The following is a 16,723-nucleotide window of genomic DNA, read 5'->3' as shown; positions in this document are numbered from 1 at the left end:
TGAGATGGAAGTTGTTTTTTGGTGGACCATATTTCCTTATATATGCGGAACAATCCTGATCATAGCAACCTTTTACCGCTTTGCGTTTAGGGGGAAAAGTTGGACAGCTCCGTCAACCGAAATTTTTGAAAAAAAAGGGTTGGGAGTGGCGTCGGTTGTTTTTCATTATGGGATTATTTTTGCTTTTGTAGGGCATGTAATGGGCGTATTAATCCCACTGGAGGTTTATAATGCACTTGGAGTTGAAGACCATGTGTACCATTTCTTTGCCATTGCAGGTGGTGGGGTTGCTGGTCTAATGGTGGTAATAGGTTTAGTATTAATGCTCATTCGAAAATTTACAACTCCAAGAGTCCGCGTCCATACCACAGGCGGTTCCTACTTCACCATTATTTGGTTGTTACTGGTGGCGGGGTTAGGTACCTATATGACCCTCATTTACAATACAACAGTCGGTGAATACGAATACCGTTTATCAATTGGGCCATGGTTTAGAAGTTTGTTTACTTTACACCCCAAATCTGAATTAATGTTGGGAATCCCCACTCTTTTTAAGGTTCATGTCATTTGTTCGTTTATCTTATTCGCATCCATTCCTTTTACGAAACTCGTGCATATGTTCAGTTTTCCTTTACGGTATCCAACACGGGCGCCCCAGCAATATCGTTCAAGGAATGGTTATAATAAACAGTAAGCAATAAAGATAAAAAACAGTCTCTCTAGAGGGACTGTTTTTTATCATTTTATCATCAACGGCAGCAACTCCACGCTCTTTTGAATACATATAATCCAAAAACAAAGAAAGCAAGGAAGCCAATTACCGCAATAAGGATCGTGAAAAAATGACCAAGGTTTCCTAAGTCAATTAAACCAAAGAAATCAGAAATGTACCCCAATACTGCTAACAGCATCCAAATGAAACCTGTAAAAAACCCAAGAAAAATTCCAAAAATGTGACAGTGACCGTTACAGTGATGACCCATTAAGTTCACCTCCTGTCAATGCTTGTTCAACATTATGGTATGCGGAAAATCAAAGCCTTGATTATAAAAAGAACAAAAAGAGGCTTCTGCACAAAAGGCACAATCTCCTAAAAAGATGAATCCCATGAAAGAATGGATGAATTAAAGATTGTATCGTCGGCCTAAAAGATTCCCAATAAGAAAAATGGGTACCATTACCATACTGAAGGGAATACTTTTAAATAGTAAATGTCCATCTATGAGACCTAATTCAAACAAGCAAGAATAGGTGAGAAGAGAATATGGAATGACGATTACTAATGCAGTAATCACACCAGGCGTATACACGCGTAAAATGAAGGTTTGGCCAATATGAGAAAAAGCTTGAAGGAAAAATATATTTAATGCAGCAATAAATAGAAGAAAGTTATCCCCCATTGGAATATGGAATGCGGTTTTAAACGTGATAAAAGTTATAATAAGCAAAATCCATGTAACAGCGATAGAAAACTGGGAGGAATTCGCACCCAACATTTTTTTCAAGTTTAATGCAAGTTTGGCAAGAAAAGACCTTGGTACCTTGTTTTTGAATTTGGCCATAAAACTGTCCACTGTTATGATCTCTTCTAATACATGGAACATAAAAATGATAGGGAATAATCAAATAACTGCTTCAATAAAGAAAGGTGTATATGACACTGGGGTTTTTTCCTCCTTTTTAATAAGAATAAATGGGATAGTTTAACAAGGCAAAGAAGAGGTTTTGGTGCCTTATTATTAATCATATTTATTCCTATCTCTGGGAAGAACCATAATAAAAGGTTTAGGTGGAGACGCTAGGGGATCTTATTGAAATATGGCTCCTCCTCAAGCTGCACACTCTTGAGGGGGAGCCAATACATGTTATCTCATTAAAGTTAAGGAATGTATTGTTCCGTAATTTTCGTAACAACACCTTTTCTAATTTCGATATGGAAAGGAACTTGATGGTCTTTATTCCGTTGTTTCAAAAATCGAATAAACTGGCTTCTTGTCACTTTTTCGTTCCATTTTACTTGATAAGAATTCCTTGTCTGTAAGACAAATTGAGCGTTTTTCGAAATGGTAAAGGTCCGTATCCTAGGATTTACGTTTCGAATCCAGTATCCATCGGGGGCACCATCCATATCTTTGCTGCATTTACAGTCTTTTAAAAATTCTCTGTCAGCCGCTTTTCCAAAATACCATTGGATATAATCGAATTTTCCTACCCATTTACCATGAACCTTTTTGAAGGAAGTGATATAGGTAGCGGCTTTTACGGTTTTAGAATGTTTGGTAGTCTTCATTTTTGCGTTTACTTGTGACATAGGTGATGGCAGTATTAACAAAGTAAAAATTAAGAATACAGGAAAAATAGTTTTTATTAATCTTTTGAATTTCATTCGTCATTCACCTCACTATATTTCTATCTATACCCAAAATATAATAGGTGAAACTTGAAAACGATGTCGATATAAAGGATGTAGAAAAATATTTTTTCTTCCTTATTGAACATAGCCAACGAAAACCTATACGGGCGCTGCTTTTAGAAGGTATTTTTCAAATCTATATGGTAGCTTATTGTATTGAATTTTTATTTTTTCATGTTTATGATAGATTCGTAGGAACTAAATGGTTAATCACTATATTCGAATATTAAGAGGTTTGAAGTAGAAAGGAAGTAAAAGGAAAAGTTGAAAACATATACTAAATTAATGATCCCTTTGTTGGTGCTACTTGTTTTCGGTTTGGCTGGATGTGGCGGGGATAAAATAGTAACAAATGTTGGTAAGTTACATTTTGAACATCCATTAAAAATACCGCAACTTCTGAAACCAACAATTAGTTCGGACGGTACAAAACATTTTCAATTAACCATGCAATCGGGAACGACAGAATTTTTACCAGGGAAAAGGGCGAAAACATGGGGAATCAATGGTTCCTATCTTGGTCCTACGATCAGGGTTTCGCGAGGTGACCACGTAGCCTTTGATGTGGTAAATCATTTGGACGTGGCTTCCACTTTACATTGGCATGGGATGAAATTACCGGCCGTGATGGATGGTGGCCCACATCAGATGATTGAAGCAGGAGAGACGTGGTCGCCTCATTGGACCATTGATCAACCAGCTGCAACTACTTGGTACCATCCTCATGTGCATGGTAAAACAGCACAACATGTGTACCGGGGACTTGCAGGAATGTTTATTATCGATGATAAAGATTCAAAAAAATTGCCATCTAATTATGGTGTCGATGATATTCCGCTAATTGTGCAAGATAAATTGTTTACAAAAGAAGGGCAGTTATCAGAGAAAGACGATACCACCTATGGCACACTTGGAAATGAAATACTTGTGAATGGTACGTATGACCCATTTCTTAAGATAACAGCTAGTCAAGTGCGTTTTCGACTGCTTAATGCTTCCAATGCAAGAGCCTATAATTTTGGATTTACGGATGGCAGGTCGTTTAAACTTGTAGCAAATGATGCCGGACTTTTACAGAAGCCGGTCACATTAAAACGCTTCAAGTTAAGTCCGGGGGAGCGGGCAGAGATTGTTGTTGAATTTAAGCCGGGTGAGAAAACTGTTCTCCACAGTTATAACAGTGGCGGAGAAATTGACCATGGTGAATTTGATTTGTTGAAAATGGATGCAGCTTCTAAATTAACAGAATCCGCTCCATTAGCCGGCCAGCTTTCTACCGTACCACCAATCGAGGTTCCAAAGAATGCGAAGTTACGTCAGTTTAAAATGACGATGGAGTCCAAGATTAATGACAAAAAGATGGTTATGGACAGAATTGATGAGGTTGTGCCGGCGGGGGCCAAAGAAATATGGGAAATTGACAATTTTGGCTCGTCTCATAACTTTCATATTCATGATGCAGCATTCCGAGTATTGGATATAAACGGTCAGAAGCCGCCAGAGTATGAAAGAGGAAGGAAAGATACCGTGCTTATTCCGAATGGAGCAACAGTGAGGCTTGCTGTGGAGTTTGCGAACTATGCCGACCCTAATCACCCGCTTATGTATCACTGCCATCTTTTAAAACATGAAGATTCCGGGATGATGGGGCAATTTTTACTTGTAAAACCCGGTACAGAATCACAAGTTTCCAAAAAACTGCCTAAAAACGATATGGAATATGAACATAATGGTCACCATGAATAAACATATTTAAAGAGACTAGATTTGTACTAGGATGACCTCCAAACGGTCATCCTTTTAATTTTGTGTCTGAAGCGTAACCAAGAATAACCTCACCATGTAGGCACCTATGCATAAAATGAATAGTGCAAAAGGGAGGTGTAATGTTCAAAAATGATGCATTTCAATCAGCATTATATAAATAGTTTAATAACCCAAAATCAGCAATTAAGGCAAAGGATAGCTGAATTAGAGGATCAAGTTAAGGGCCGGAACATAAGGGCTGATAACGGGAACTGGCCAATGCATTTGGCTGACCAGGGAAATACCAATTATTCAACTGCGACAGTGCCGGTAGATTTGACATTAAAGAAAGATCCATTTAATAATGCTTCATCCTTGTTTAGTGTCGACCAGAATCAGCTCTATTCTGTTGAACGGATTGAGAAAAAAATCCTTTCAGCAACCGACTTGGATACCTATAAAGAAAAATGGGATTTTTCAACCGAAAACAAGGATGCCTTTCTAGACCTCATCGCAAAAGATGGAGTGATCTATGCTTCAACAATGAATCAACTGTATGCCGTACAAGATACGGGAGCGTCTCCGCAAACACTTTGGACAATTGATACCTTTGCTAGCCGGCTTTTAATTGATCAAAATACCTTATATTACTACACCAGAGATGTTAACATGATTGAGGGGATTGTCGCAGTAGATGCAAAAACGGGACAAAGAAAATGGAACTATACGCTTAAAACCAATGAGAGAATAGATGGAGAATTCGCAGTTGGCGGTAACCGGCTGTATGCTATTATCCGGAATCCAGTTCAAATGACGGTTCGCTTATACGCATTCGATTCTGCTAGCAGCACGGTTCTTTGGACATTCGATTTTTCTTCAGGTGCATCCATCTACGGAGCTCCGGTCTATAAAGACGAGAAGCTTTATGTGGATGCCAAAGATAATACAAGAAATTTATGGGCATTTGATCCGGCAACCGGTAAGACATTATGGAAATTTGGTCTTACGGGTATGTTTACACAGCCAATGTCCGTGACGAATGATTCTCTTATTGTCTTGGATGAAAAAAATATTTTTGGAATTGATAAAAATACAGGATCACAAAAATGGAAGACGATGTACGCAGAGCAGTTTGTTGCTGGCGGACTTCAGACTGTTGTAGGCTCAAGGGGAATGGTTGTCGCATCGGACAAAATTATTTTGGAGAATTACAATAAAATCAAATTTTTTAATTCAGCAACTGGCCAGCTTATTTCATCAACCATCCAGCTGTCGACCACTACTGGCGGTCCTGGTGTACGACCAATTGGAGTCATCCAAGACACCATATTTGTAACAGAATCTAATCAACTCCTTTATACGTATGCCGTACCAAAACCAACCCAGGCAGATACAGAAAAGCCAACCGCAACGATCGATTTGGCACCTGTCAATCAGCTTTCGTTTCAGGATGGGAAGAATCAAATTAAAATCCCGGTGACCATAAGTGAAACAGCAGATATGAATGTTACCGTTGTCGACGAAAGTGGCCTTGCAGTACAGACGATCGGATGGGACCGCCATTTGAAGGGTACATCTTATTTTTATTGGGATGGAAAAAACAATCGTGGTTTTAATGTAACTCGGGGCAATTACCATCTTGTTGTCAAGCTCACCGATCTTGCCGGAAACACGAATGTGTATGATGCCCGTGACAACATCATTCAGATAACAGAAGGTTTCGGTTTAACAGTGAAAAATTCAAACCTGCGCACAGGACCAAGCACACAAAATCCAATCCTATTGACCATTCCTGCCGGTTCAGAGGTTACGATAACAGGGGAAACAGGTGATTGGTATCAGGTAACCTATAGTATGGTCACATCGGTGTTGAATGGATATGTCTCCAAGCCTTTAATCAAGATTCCTTCGAATCAGGAAATTCTTCAGATTGAAAGTGGGAAGACAAGGGTAAACGCCAATGTTCGGACTTATGCCGGGACGCAGTATGATATAAAATTCTTGCTTCCGATGAATACGGATATCAAAATTGTATCTGCTCTCGGTGACTGGTATGTAGTAGAGTATAAGAAAGATGCCTATTATTCTGATCAAGGCTATGTAGCAAAATATATTATAACCCTTCCAACTGTATCCACTATCGTTTATACCGTTATTGCGGGAGATTCTCTCTGGAAGATCGCCCAGAAGTTCGGGGTAACGATTGACTCCATCGTTAAAGCCAATAATCTCGATCCTACTCAACCGATTTATATCGGGCAAAAATTGAACATTATAAAATAAAACTCGTCAAAAAGGGGGCCTTGAGCCCTCTTTTTTGAATCTATCTTGAATTTATCAAATTATTATAGTACTTTAATAAACATTAAATATATTAATGATGGTAAAGAATGATATTTTTTATTTTCAATGAATAAAAATGAACGTAAATTAAAACTTTTTGGAGGAGCATACTGATGAGTGGAATTTCAATAACACCCGAACCGCCATATTACGCAGTGATTTTTTCGTCCCAGAGGACGGATGGAGACAAGGGGTACGCAAAAATGGCGGATAAAATGGTAGAATTAGCTTCTGGGCATCATGGATTCCTAGGAATGGAAAGTGCAAGAGACGAAGGACTAGGGATTACTGTTTCTTATTGGGATTCTTTAGAATCTATTCAAGAATGGAAGGAAAATTCAGCCCACAAAATTGCACAAGAAAAAGGGAAAACAGTGTGGTACAAAAATTTTGCCCTTAGAGTTTGCAGAGTAGAGAGACATAGCTTTTTTGAAATGTGAAAATCTAGTTAATCCAATTGGAAGGGGTAATTTATGAATTTTAATTTGAATGAAGCCATTGAAGTACTGGAACGAACACCACAAACCTTAGAGTATTTTTTATCAGGTTTATCGAAAGAATGGTTGCAATCTAATGAAGGTGAAGGAACCTGGAATATCTCTGAAGTGGTCGGGCACCTCATTGAAGGCGAAAAACATGATTGGATTCCAAGGTTGGAGATCATTCTTCAGGAGGGCGAGGGTAAACCATTTCCTCCATTTGACCGATATTCTCACTTAAAAGAAAATCCTAAAAGACCGATTGAGGAAAAGTTGCGAGAATTCAGTATATTACGGAAGAAAAATGTTACAAAACTTAAGAATCTCATTGAAAATGAAAGGTACCTTGAATTAACTGGCACACATCCAGCATTTGGTAAGGTGAAGGTAAGAGAACTACTTTCGACATGGGTTGTTCATGATTTAACCCATATATCCCAAATTGTACGGGTAATGGCTGAAAGGTACAGGATGGATATTGGTCCTTGGATCGAGTATTTGGGAATATTGAAAAATAAATAATAATTTTTCTTAAGTTAAGAGTTGCAGATGTGCAGCTCTTTTTTTGTTTTAATTTGGGCTAAACTGAACAACTGGAAATATTGAGTGTATTTTTTAAAAAAAGAAAACCCCATTCGTATAGGTTTAATCAAGAATTTGTTCCGTAAATGGAATTAAATTAAGGATTAATTAAGTTAACTTTTATAAATTAATTCTGCAGGAATAACCTGACATGCAAGATTAAATCACATATTTAATCTAATCGAACTGTAATGAGGAAATAGAGAGGAAGCGAATAATATGGAATCTCTTGAATGGTACGTAATACGAGCAACAGGAGTGGTGGCATATCTACTATTATATCTAGCAGTTTTAACTGGACTTTATTCTGCGGTTCAAAAGAAACGAAAAAAGAAAATTAACGGCATTCTTCATTTTCATGAGGTGCTTTCCGATTGGTCCTTAATTATGACGTGCGGACATTTAGGGGTTTTACTGATTGATTCGTACTTCCCATTTAAACTATCTGAAGTGCTGATCCCTTTTGCCAGCGGATATGAAACCATTTCAATGGCGATGGGGACGATTGGCTTTTATTTTTTCATTTTAACCCTTTTAACATCAAAATTCCGGAAGAAAATTGGGTATCAAAGATGGCAAAAATTGCATGCACTAAATCCCATTTTGTATATCCTTGTGACTTTACACGGTCTAATGAGTGGGTCGGATTTTCCAGGAACAATTTTGGCTGCTCTTAATCTAGTTCCAATCATTTTTATGGCCGGAATGTTGCTTTCGAGTAAGAATAAACTAACAGAAGTTTAATATAATCCAACTTGTAAGGTTTGAATGTGATTTTTGTAATAGTTTTTAGTTTAATAGAATGTTATAATTATGGTTGTTTTAGATGTAATTAAAAATTGGATAAACAACGTACGGAGGTGAAAAAAATGGATTACGGTCTTTATGTTATCCTTGGATTGTTTGTTACCGCTATGGCAGCAACTTCTGTTATGTTTAGTAAGATGATGAAAGAATAGATAAAAACGGCAGATGCCGTTTTTTTTATGTTTGATAGAAAATTTGAGCAGCGAAAAAGCTTGTTTAAACTAGTGATGATGACTAAACTTTATGAGCAAAGAAGACCTCAAAAAAATGTTCAATACATGAACGGTTTTTTTCTTACATATTTACCTTTTGGTTTTTTATCTTTAAAAATGGAAAATACCTCGAGAATGGAATTTCAGCTAATAACATACCAAACAGGATCAATAGGCATCCGAAAATGGAGCGGGTTCCCAAAGTTGTTCCATTCCAATGATAATCAGCTAGTGCAGCAAAAACAGGTTCCATTGAAAAGATTAAAGCCACCTTTGAAGGACTGGTCGACTTTTGAAAAAAAGTCTGGGCAATGTACGCAAATGCTGTTGCAAAAATACTTGTGATAAATAACGCAATCATCACCGATGGGTGTGAAAAAATAGTTACATTAAGCGTAGGTTCAAAGAACAACGCAAAAATTCCACTCAAAACCGAAACGGTAATTAATTGGGATAAAACAAGATATAAGACGGAGGCCTGAGAAGCAAACTTTCCTGTAAAAACCATCTGGAGACCAAAAGCAAATGAACATAAAAGTGCTAACAAATCCCCGATATTTACTCCTGTCATGCCAGTAAACGCCAATAGGTAAAGTCCAAAAACAGCTAATACAACGCCAATTATTCCTTGAAAGCTAGGTTTTTGCCGTAAGATGAAATATGAAATAATCGGCACAAGTGCAACGGCCAAACCTGTTAAAAATCCTGATTTCCCTGGTGTAGTGTGTAATAAACTAAAGGTTTGCAAGGCATATCCTAAAAACAATAATAACCCAAGAAAAGAACCAATTTTAAATTCAGTGATGAGCATTTTAAGAGAAAACTTTTCTTTCTGTATGAAAAATAGAAAGAAAAAAATCAGTACGGCTGCTAAACCAAATCGTAGAAAATTAAAGGAAAATGGATCAATGGTTGCTATGGCTTCTTGGACCACAACAAACGTAATCCCCCAAATGAATGCGATACTCAACAATGCAGAATTAACAAGCCAACGATTATGAATCAATAAAAACAACTCCCTTTTTTTAGTGGCAAATCAATGCAGTGTGTCTCCAAATAGGTCTGCTCACTTTTCTATATGTCATTGTTAGGTCATAATGTAGTATATACGAAAATTTTTTTGTTGTAAATACAACAAAAAATACGAGGAGATCGTTTTTATGAGAGAAATACTAAGAGAAATTGGAATGATTGCCAGAGCACTTGATTCGATAAGTAATATTGAATTTAAAGCAATCGACCTAACTAAAGGACAATATTTGTACTTAATTCGCATATGTGAAAACCCTGGAATCATTCAAGAAAAAGTGGCGGAAATGATTAAAGTGGACCGAACAACTGCTGCTCGTGCCATACAAAAGCTTGAACTTCAAGGCCTTATTGAAAAAAGAAACGATGAAGAAAATAAAAAAATTAAAAAGCTCTATGCTACAGAAAAAGGCCAGGAAATGTATCCTTTTTTAAAAAGGGAAGGGGATTATTCAAACAAGGTTGCACTAAATGGATTTTCTCAAGAAGAAATAGAGACAATTCATCATCTACTTCAAAGAGTGAGATCCAATATCGATGTGGAATGGGATTATGTTAAAAAAGGGAACAAGAGGGAATATTGAAGATCATTGAAGATGCCTACATTTTAAAAAATGTAGGCATTTCTAATTTCTTGATTATTCCTTTTTTTGATAAAGATGAAAAATAAAAATTATTTATAGGAAGAAATACAATAATCAGGGATTGAACCCGAACGAATGAATATTTAGCCATCATAACGAAAACGATAGAGTGAGGAAACAGGCTTTGAAGAAGTTTCTAGCTATCATTTATACGAGGAGATTAAGAATGGATTTTTTTATACCTAGTAGCCAAAAAAATGAAAGTAAAGATAAGAATTTAAAGTGGTGGCAATTATCGCTTATCGGTGTTGGCTGTACGATTGGCACTGGTTTTTTTCTTGGTTCTACCATTGGCATTGAAACAACAGGTCCATCAATTGTATTTTCTTTTTTGTTAGCAGCAATTGGAACTTATATTGTTTATAGTTTATTAGCTAAAATGACTGCTAAGGATCCCCAAGAAGGATCTTTCTGTTATTATGCTAACAAAGCATACGGGCGATGGGCTGGGTTCAGCTGCGGCTGGAATTATTGGTGTTCAAATATCTTAATCATGGGAAGTCAACTGACAGCACTCTCTATTCTTTCGAGATTTTGGTTCCCGAATATTCCTCTTTGGATGTTTGCGGCCGGATATGCCATTCTCTCGATTCTTGTCGTCATAACGGGCAATAAGGGTTTCGACAAAGTAGAAAATCTATTGGCCGTTATTAAAACAGCTGCGATTGTTATGTTTATTATTCTTGCAGCGGCGGCTGTATTTGGATGGCTCCATGGATATGTAAAACATCCTGGTTTTCCTCAATCAGCACAAGGATTTTTTACAAAGGGTTGGAAAGGATTTTGGGCCTCCTTAATTTATGCCTTTTACGCCTATGGTGGAATAGAAGTTATTGGCCTAATGGCGGTAAGGCTAAAAAAGAAGGAGGATGCTCCCAAAGCGGGAGTCATTATGTTAATTGTACTTGTTGTTATTTATATAATTTCACTTGGACTAGCTGTTTATATGGCAGCGCACGGGGCATTTAACGAAAAGGAAAGTCCTTTTGTTACCGCATTAGATAAATATCACTTTGGCTTTTTTCCACATGTATTTAATGCTGCGATTATTTTAGCCGGATTTTCAACAATGACAGCATCCTTATTTGGGGTAACGACACTTCTTGTGACCCTGGCAAATGGTGGGGATGCCCCTAAATTATTTACTAAAAAACTAAAAAATTTTAAGGAGCTCCCTTTACCATCATTGGGCCTTGCTACAATCGGTTTAATTGCCTCTATCATAACCGCCTTACTGTTGCCTGGTAAAATTTATGAATATATTACTACCGCCGCAGGAATCTTAATCTTATTTAACTGGTCGTTTATCATTCTTTCTGCACTTCATATTTTGAAGATAAAAATATGGGGAAAGATAATGGCCTTTATAGGAATCGCGCTTATTCTAGCTGCGGTTAGCGGGACATTGATGGAAAAAAATATTCGGATGGGTTTCTTTGTTAGTTTACTGTTTGCAGCGATTATTGGTATTGTTTCATTTATTATGCAAAAGATGGTTTGGAATAAGAAAGAAGGGCATAATCCGTTAGGAGAGTTCTCATAACATAGTGTCTATTTTGGCCCCCTATAAAAAGGGGGTTGTGATTTTCCTAAACCAATAATGAAATAAATCCCTGATAAACAAAATATGCAGAACTTTAAGGAGTGAAATACATGTCCGTTTTAGTTTATCAAACATTTGAAATCAAACAGGATAAATATAAAGAGGCAATAAATAATTTAAGAGAGATTAAAAAATTTAGAAATGATCATTATGATCAAAAGGTTGAAATATTAACCCCTGTTACGGGGGAAGACCATACATATTCCTTTCTAACGACTTATGAAGGATTAGCTGAAATGGAATTGCAAGGGAAGAAGATGTTTGAAGATGAGGAGTATATAAAGCTGATTGGAGAATTTTTTTTAGAAAATATAGTCCAAGGCAGCATGTATACTCAAATCTTTCGAACGTTAAGCGAGAAGGAAAGTGACAAAAAAGGGAATAAAAAATAATTCATAGCCGCACCAAGGACCGGGAAAATTAAAGTGATAGTTCATGAAAGGTGTTTCTGTCAATGAATAAATTTGTTTACACGCTAAGGAGGGCAACAATGGGAATTTTAAGTGGGAATCCGAAGGAAGAGCCTTTGCATTATGGAGAAGTTTTTGATCTTTGGGCTTCTGTATTAGCGGGAAATGGAATGATTGCAGGGTATCAAACAATGATTAACCATGCGGGAGACGAGGATTTAAAAAAATTATTATTAGAAGCACTCGATACGTGTCAGCAAGAAAAAAAGCAAGTAGAGGAGTTATTAAAAGAGAATGGAATTGGCTTACCGCCAGCTTCACCTGAACCACCTGAAGCTTGTTTAGAGGATATTCCAGTAGGAGCTAGAATTCCTGATCCAGCCATTGCTGCGACACTTTCCGCTGATATTGCTGCCGGTTTAGTGGCGTGCAGTCAAATTATAGGAAAATCAATCAGGGAAGATGTTGCTTTAATGTTTGGCCAAATCCATATGCAAAAAGCAGCACTCGGCGCTAAGGTACTCCGATTAAATAAGGAGAAAGGCTGGCTCATTCCTCCTCCATTACACCTAAATAAGCATGGTGATTGTTAAACAATTAACCAATCTTTAGAGCTTTCCCACTCGGGGGAGACCTTGAAATATGTCGAGCACAGATTCTGGTTATGGGTAAAGAATAGACAAAAAGACGTGTGATTGATGACACGTCTTTTTGCAGTAAATTCAATTATTTAGTAAACCGGTCAAAAGCATCCTTTGGAGCCAAAGCATTGCTTACTTTTTCAACAATCCTATCCTTTTCTACTTTAAAAGTAGCTGTTCCTTTAATATTTTCTGAGGAAGAACCAACTTTAATAGTATAAGTACCTTTTTCAAGGACCCAAGCTGATTTCTGTTCATCGAAGGAGGCAAGATCCTTAGCATCCAGGTCGAAGGTAAGCAGCTGGCGCTGATGTGGTTTAAGCTCTTTTGTTTTACCAAAGGCTTTTAGCTCAAGCGCTGGTTTTTCAAGCTTTCCATCCGGTGCGGAGACATAAACCTCGACGACCTCTCTTCCAGAAACCTTCCCAGTATTTTCAACCATTGCCGATACAGTAAGCTTGTCCTTAAATTTTTTCCCTTCACTAATATTCACATGGCTATAGTCAAAATTTGTATAGGAAAGACCGTATCCAAATTCATAGGCAGGTTTCACATTAAAAGTAGTATTGTAGCGATAGCCTACATAAATATCTTCCTTATACACTACTTGCGTTGGATTGTTCTCAGGCGTTCCAGGGAAATTAGCGGCTGAAGCTACATCACTATACTTCATTGGGAAGGTTTCCGCCAATTTTCCAGATGGGTTGACTTTTCCAGAAACCACATCGGCAACCGCATTTCCAGCCTCCTGGCCAGGCTGCCAAGCTAATAGAATGGAGTCAATATGTTTTCGCCAGCTGGCTACTTCGACAGGTCCGCCAATATTAAGAATTACAGCTACTTTTTTGCCTTCTTTATGGTAGGCATCAGAAACTCTTGTAATCATATCCTGTTCAGAATCTGAAAGAAGGAAATCTCCTTTTTCCACTTTGCGATCCTTACCCTCACCGGAATTTCGTCCGATGACCATTACACCGATATCGCTATTTTGGGAGGCAGCCCTAATTTCACTATTATCTAACGGCTTTTCCGGGATCTCTGGAACTAGCTTACCAAATTCAACACCCCATGGACTAGGCTTTATTTTATATTGATCTTGAGAACGTAAGTCATCAATATAAGATTTGTAGCTCGTAAATAATGATTGATCCAATTGATAACCGGCCGTTTTTAAGCCATCCGCTATGGAGATAATATATTTAGCATTGACATCTCCACTGCCGGTGCCGCGTTTAATCGTTTCAATTTGTGTGTTTCCAAATAATGCGACTGATTTTTCTTTGCTGATCGGCAGGGTATTGGCATCATTTTTCAAAAGTACCATACCATCAGCAGCGGCGCTTCTAGCAACCTGTGCATGGGCTGCTAAATCAGGTTTATCGCTGTTCTTATACTGTTGGAATTCTGGTGTTTTAATTAAGATCTCCAGAATGTTCTTGATGTTTCTGTCAAGAATTTTTTCGTCCAATAAGCCATTTTGGACTGCCGTTTTAATGGCATCAGATTGGGAAGCAGTGCCTGGCATAATCATGTCATTACCTGCATTCATTTGCTCAACCGGATCATTTCCGCCAAACCAGTCTGTCATGACAAAGCCTTTGAAGCCCCAGTCTTTCCGTAGGACGTCTGTTAATAAATCTGCGCTTTGGGAGGTGTAGGTACCATTTAGTTTGTTGTAGGAACTCATGACCGACCATGGGTGACCTTCCTTGACAGCAATTTCAAATCCTTTTAAATAGATTTCTCTTAATGCTCGTTGCGAAACAATCGTATCAATGCTGTTTCGGTTCGTTTCCTGGTTATTGGCAACAAAGTGCTTAATAGTTGCACTGATGCCATTCGATTGCAGCCCGTTCACAGCAGCGGCTGCGATTTTTCCTGTAATCACCGGATCCTCTGAATAATATTCAAAGTTTCGACCGTTTAATGGATTCCGTTGAATATTGAGCCCCGGGCCAAGAAGGAAGTCCACTCCATATTCTTTCACTTCATTTCCTTGTGCCTTTCAAACTGCTTCGGCAGCATCTGTATCCCAAGTAGAGGCAATCTCAGTACCGATTGGGAAGGCAGTAGCATAGTAGGTTTGATTTGTATTTGCCCGTGTTGGTAAGATGCGAAGCCCTGCAGGTCCATCTGCTAGACGAAGCTCAGGTATACCCAATCGAGGGATTCCATATGTACCACCTACAGCACCTGCTACATCTTCGAAGGCTGGCCTTCCAAATCCGGGCATTCCAACACCAACGGCAAATTTTGATTTCTCGTCCAATGTCATGGCATTGATGACACCATCAATAGAGGCCGCATCTGTTAAGAGGGGGGCTTTAGAAGTATGGCCACTTTGCACGGTTGTAGAGACAGTAGACGAATGGGTGGTTTGTGCTGATGCTATATCAAATGTTAAACCAGATAGAATTAATGAAGATGTTAGTGTCATGGCGAGCAGTCTTTGTTTTCGATGTTTTTTAATTTTTTTTAACAAATTTTAAAACCTCCCCTAGAATTGTTTAATGTTGTATCGAGTAGTAAGCTTGTAAGAATTTATCTAAAACGCTTACAATGTTATTTTATAACGATTGAATATTCTAAATATTGTTTATTATCTGGGTTATATTGTGGATTTCTTCACTTTTTTGTGGTACATAGGTGGTTTGACCAGATTTTTTTTAGATAAAGGACGAAAGAGGTGGGTTTTTAGATAATTATCACTATTTTAGTCAATTATAAAAACCCCGGGGCTTTTTAATCCTCGGGGATAATCAACATTTTTATTGTTTTATTTGATTGAAATCATTTATTACTTGTTGAACTAATGTTACTGCTTGACTCATCACTGCACCGCCGCCAAATGCTGCTGTAACACCTATTGCTTCTAATATTTCTTCCTCAGAACACCCTTGGTCTAGACAGCCTTTCAAATGATAAATGATGCAATATTCATCTTGAGCATGAAGACTGATGCCTAATGCAATTAATTGCTTCTCCTTTTGACTTAAAGTACCTTCCTGAAAACAAATTTCTGTAAATTCATTATACGCCCTTGCCAAATTCGGCATTTTCTTAGTAAAGTTGCCAATTCCTTCTTTGTAATCGATTAAAGAGGATACTGATTGATTTTGTAATTCCAATTGGCTCACTCCTTAGTTGAATTGAGTTCCAAAGGTGCACTTGTTAATGCTAACGACGATGCTGGATAAGGTCAATTGAACCCAATACTATGTGAGCTAATCCAAAACCAAATACAGTATTTGCAATCATTTTATTGGTTCCTCGTTTCTGTTTTAGCGCATAACCAGTTGCAGTAACCGCTGTACCTAAAACAGTAGGAATGACACCTTCCCTAAAATTCATACTGTTTTACCTCCAGTATTGTTATCGTTCCTTGAACATTCTCATTTGAGCGTTCAGGAATAGTATTTTTCCGATACAGAGATTAGATACGAGAGAAAAAATCCCTGTATATTTTCTTAAAGGGTTTACGGGCAAACAACTTATGATGAATATGTAATGGTAAAAATGAAAAATATAAAGGAGTGGGTAAGCTATTGAAACATTTCCAAATCGCTAGTAGTCAGCTTTATAAAAGAAGACTTCAGAATACCATTGATAAGGGGAATAAGCATATGTCTAATAAACAAGCCATTAATAATCAAAAACAAAGCGGGAAGTATCAGCAAGGATCAGGGTCTCGCTATCATGAAGAGCATGCAAGCCATGTCCCAGATTACGGAGCAAATATTGTAGACCCCAATGCACAAGGTTTAATCAACAACACAAATAATACTAACCAATAATTAATTTTAATGATTAAAAA

Annotated in this window: 19 protein-coding genes; 11 read left to right on the top strand and 8 right to left on the bottom strand. The window is 37.7% G+C overall.

Translation table 11 applies throughout. The annotated features are described in order from the left end of the window. Window positions 1-4: 4 nt before the first annotated feature. Window positions 5-694 carry a respiratory nitrate reductase subunit gamma gene (gene narI, locus ACFQZ9_RS03900; protein ID WP_198310045.1) on the top strand — a complete coding sequence of 230 codons (690 nt, stop codon included), beginning with the start codon at window positions 5-7 and terminating at the stop codon, window positions 692-694. Window positions 695-749: 55 nt separating this feature from the next. On the opposite strand, the gene ACFQZ9_RS03895 is transcribed toward narI, so the two are convergent. From ACFQZ9_RS03895 to ACFQZ9_RS03885, 3 genes are all read right to left on the bottom strand, one after another. After that, complete coding sequence (locus ACFQZ9_RS03895) at window positions 750-983, bottom strand: ABC transporter (protein WP_198310046.1); 234 nt, start codon at window positions 981-983, stop codon at window positions 750-752. A 141-nt stretch (window positions 984-1,124) separates the two neighbouring features. Further along, window positions 1,125-1,610 carry an HXXEE domain-containing protein gene (locus ACFQZ9_RS03890; RefSeq protein WP_498942600.1) on the bottom strand — a complete coding sequence of 162 codons (486 nt, stop codon included), beginning with the start codon at window positions 1,608-1,610 and terminating at the stop codon, window positions 1,125-1,127. Window positions 1,611-1,879: 269 nt separating this feature from the next. Next, window positions 1,880-2,386, bottom strand: a complete 507-nt coding sequence (locus tag ACFQZ9_RS03885) for a hypothetical protein (RefSeq protein ID WP_498942396.1) — start codon at window positions 2,384-2,386, stop codon at window positions 1,880-1,882. 291 nt (window positions 2,387-2,677) lie between these two features. Here ACFQZ9_RS03885 and ACFQZ9_RS03880 point away from each other — a divergent pair, with 291 nt between their 5' ends. The 5 genes from ACFQZ9_RS03880 (at window position 2,678) to ACFQZ9_RS03860 (ending at window position 8,307) form a co-directional block, all read left to right on the top strand. Continuing rightward, window positions 2,678-4,159, top strand: coding sequence for a multicopper oxidase family protein (locus ACFQZ9_RS03880; protein ID WP_498942395.1), 1,482 nt, complete (start codon window positions 2,678-2,680; stop codon window positions 4,157-4,159). A gap of 150 nt (window positions 4,160-4,309) precedes the next feature. Next, the gene (locus ACFQZ9_RS03875) at window positions 4,310-6,442 is read left to right on the top strand and encodes an outer membrane protein assembly factor BamB family protein (protein ID WP_498942394.1); all 2,133 of its coding nucleotides are present in this window, start codon (window positions 4,310-4,312) and stop codon (window positions 6,440-6,442) included. Between the two features lie 173 nt (window positions 6,443-6,615). Continuing rightward, entirely contained in the window at window positions 6,616-6,942 is a 327-nt protein-coding gene (locus ACFQZ9_RS03870) for an antibiotic biosynthesis monooxygenase family protein (RefSeq protein ID WP_498942393.1), read from the top strand. A 33-nt stretch (window positions 6,943-6,975) separates the two neighbouring features. Further along, window positions 6,976-7,503, top strand: a complete 528-nt coding sequence (locus ACFQZ9_RS03865; protein ID WP_498942392.1) for a DinB family protein — start codon at window positions 6,976-6,978, stop codon at window positions 7,501-7,503. 279 nt (window positions 7,504-7,782) lie between these two features. Beyond that, complete coding sequence (locus ACFQZ9_RS03860; protein ID WP_498942391.1) at window positions 7,783-8,307, top strand: ferric reductase-like transmembrane domain-containing protein; 525 nt, start codon at window positions 7,783-7,785, stop codon at window positions 8,305-8,307. A 357-nt stretch (window positions 8,308-8,664) separates the two neighbouring features. On the opposite strand, the gene ACFQZ9_RS03855 is transcribed toward ACFQZ9_RS03860, so the two are convergent. Then, entirely contained in the window at window positions 8,665-9,588 is a 924-nt protein-coding gene (locus tag ACFQZ9_RS03855) for a DMT family transporter (protein WP_498942390.1), read from the bottom strand. 154 nt (window positions 9,589-9,742) lie between these two features. Here ACFQZ9_RS03855 and ACFQZ9_RS03850 point away from each other — a divergent pair, with 154 nt between their 5' ends. From ACFQZ9_RS03850 to ACFQZ9_RS03835, 4 genes are all read left to right on the top strand, one after another. Next, a complete protein-coding gene (locus ACFQZ9_RS03850; RefSeq protein WP_198310055.1) occupies window positions 9,743-10,195 on the top strand; it encodes a MarR family winged helix-turn-helix transcriptional regulator in 453 nt (150 codons plus the stop codon). A 226-nt stretch (window positions 10,196-10,421) separates the two neighbouring features. Further along, a complete protein-coding gene (locus ACFQZ9_RS03845; protein WP_498942389.1) occupies window positions 10,422-11,798 on the top strand; it encodes an amino acid permease in 1,377 nt (458 codons plus the stop codon). Window positions 11,799-11,908: 110 nt separating this feature from the next. After that, entirely contained in the window at window positions 11,909-12,250 is a 342-nt protein-coding gene (locus tag ACFQZ9_RS03840) for a hypothetical protein (protein ID WP_498942388.1), read from the top strand. Window positions 12,251-12,348: 98 nt separating this feature from the next. After that, window positions 12,349-12,861 carry a DUF3231 family protein gene (locus ACFQZ9_RS03835; RefSeq protein WP_198310058.1) on the top strand — a complete coding sequence of 171 codons (513 nt, stop codon included), beginning with the start codon at window positions 12,349-12,351 and terminating at the stop codon, window positions 12,859-12,861. 133 nt (window positions 12,862-12,994) lie between these two features. Here the strand turns inward: ACFQZ9_RS03835 and ACFQZ9_RS03830 are convergent, their stop codons facing one another. The 4 genes from ACFQZ9_RS03830 to ACFQZ9_RS03815 form a co-directional block, all read right to left on the bottom strand. Then, window positions 12,995-14,896 (bottom strand): beta-glucosidase, encoded by a 1,902-nt coding sequence (locus tag ACFQZ9_RS03830; protein WP_498942387.1) that lies wholly within the window; start codon window positions 14,894-14,896, stop codon window positions 12,995-12,997. Between the two features lie 18 nt (window positions 14,897-14,914). Continuing rightward, window positions 14,915-15,391 (bottom strand): hypothetical protein, encoded by a 477-nt coding sequence (locus tag ACFQZ9_RS03825; RefSeq protein ID WP_498942386.1) that lies wholly within the window; start codon window positions 15,389-15,391, stop codon window positions 14,915-14,917. A 286-nt stretch (window positions 15,392-15,677) separates the two neighbouring features. Further along, on the bottom strand, window positions 15,678-16,046 hold the full coding sequence (locus ACFQZ9_RS03820) for a carboxymuconolactone decarboxylase family protein (RefSeq protein ID WP_498942385.1): 369 nt from the start codon (window positions 16,044-16,046) through the stop codon (window positions 15,678-15,680). Between the two features lie 40 nt (window positions 16,047-16,086). Beyond that, complete coding sequence (locus tag ACFQZ9_RS03815; protein WP_198310059.1) at window positions 16,087-16,260, bottom strand: asparagine synthase; 174 nt, start codon at window positions 16,258-16,260, stop codon at window positions 16,087-16,089. Window positions 16,261-16,454: 194 nt separating this feature from the next. On the opposite strand from ACFQZ9_RS03815, the gene ACFQZ9_RS03810 reads away from it, so the two are divergent. Further along, window positions 16,455-16,703, top strand: a complete 249-nt coding sequence (locus ACFQZ9_RS03810; RefSeq protein ID WP_498942384.1) for a hypothetical protein — start codon at window positions 16,455-16,457, stop codon at window positions 16,701-16,703. Window positions 16,704-16,723: the final 20 nt, after the last annotated feature.

The sequence above is a fragment of the Neobacillus sp. GCM10027624 genome, assembly GCF_042675345.1.
Classification (GTDB): domain Bacteria; phylum Bacillota; class Bacilli; order Bacillales; family Cytobacillaceae; genus Neobacillus; species Neobacillus cucumis_D.
The sequence above is the reverse complement of the archived record's forward strand: the minus strand, read 5'-3'. Positions and strand labels throughout refer to the sequence as shown.

What these genes read in the sequence shown, in the direction of transcription:
- narI (WP_198310045.1), top strand. Translation starts at nt 5, where the DNA reads ATGGAAGTTGTTTTTTGGTGGACCATATTTCCTTATATATGCGGAACA.
- ACFQZ9_RS03895 (WP_198310046.1), bottom strand. Translation starts at nt 983, where the DNA reads ATGGGTCATCACTGTAACGGTCACTGTCACATTTTTGGAATTTTTCTT.
- ACFQZ9_RS03885 (WP_498942396.1), bottom strand. Translation starts at nt 2,386, where the DNA reads ATGAAATTCAAAAGATTAATAAAAACTATTTTTCCTGTATTCTTAATT.
- ACFQZ9_RS03875 (WP_498942394.1), top strand. Translation starts at nt 4,310, where the DNA reads ATGATGCATTTCAATCAGCATTATATAAATAGTTTAATAACCCAAAAT.
- ACFQZ9_RS03870 (WP_498942393.1), top strand. Translation starts at nt 6,616, where the DNA reads ATGAGTGGAATTTCAATAACACCCGAACCGCCATATTACGCAGTGATT.
- ACFQZ9_RS03865 (WP_498942392.1), top strand. Translation starts at nt 6,976, where the DNA reads ATGAATTTTAATTTGAATGAAGCCATTGAAGTACTGGAACGAACACCA.
- ACFQZ9_RS03860 (WP_498942391.1), top strand. Translation starts at nt 7,783, where the DNA reads ATGGAATCTCTTGAATGGTACGTAATACGAGCAACAGGAGTGGTGGCA.
- ACFQZ9_RS03850 (WP_198310055.1), top strand. Translation starts at nt 9,743, where the DNA reads ATGAGAGAAATACTAAGAGAAATTGGAATGATTGCCAGAGCACTTGAT.
- ACFQZ9_RS03845 (WP_498942389.1), top strand. Translation starts at nt 10,422, where the DNA reads ATGGATTTTTTTATACCTAGTAGCCAAAAAAATGAAAGTAAAGATAAG.
- ACFQZ9_RS03840 (WP_498942388.1), top strand. Translation starts at nt 11,909, where the DNA reads ATGTCCGTTTTAGTTTATCAAACATTTGAAATCAAACAGGATAAATAT.
- ACFQZ9_RS03835 (WP_198310058.1), top strand. Translation starts at nt 12,349, where the DNA reads ATGGGAATTTTAAGTGGGAATCCGAAGGAAGAGCCTTTGCATTATGGA.
- ACFQZ9_RS03815 (WP_198310059.1), bottom strand. Translation starts at nt 16,260, where the DNA reads ATGAATTTTAGGGAAGGTGTCATTCCTACTGTTTTAGGTACAGCGGTT.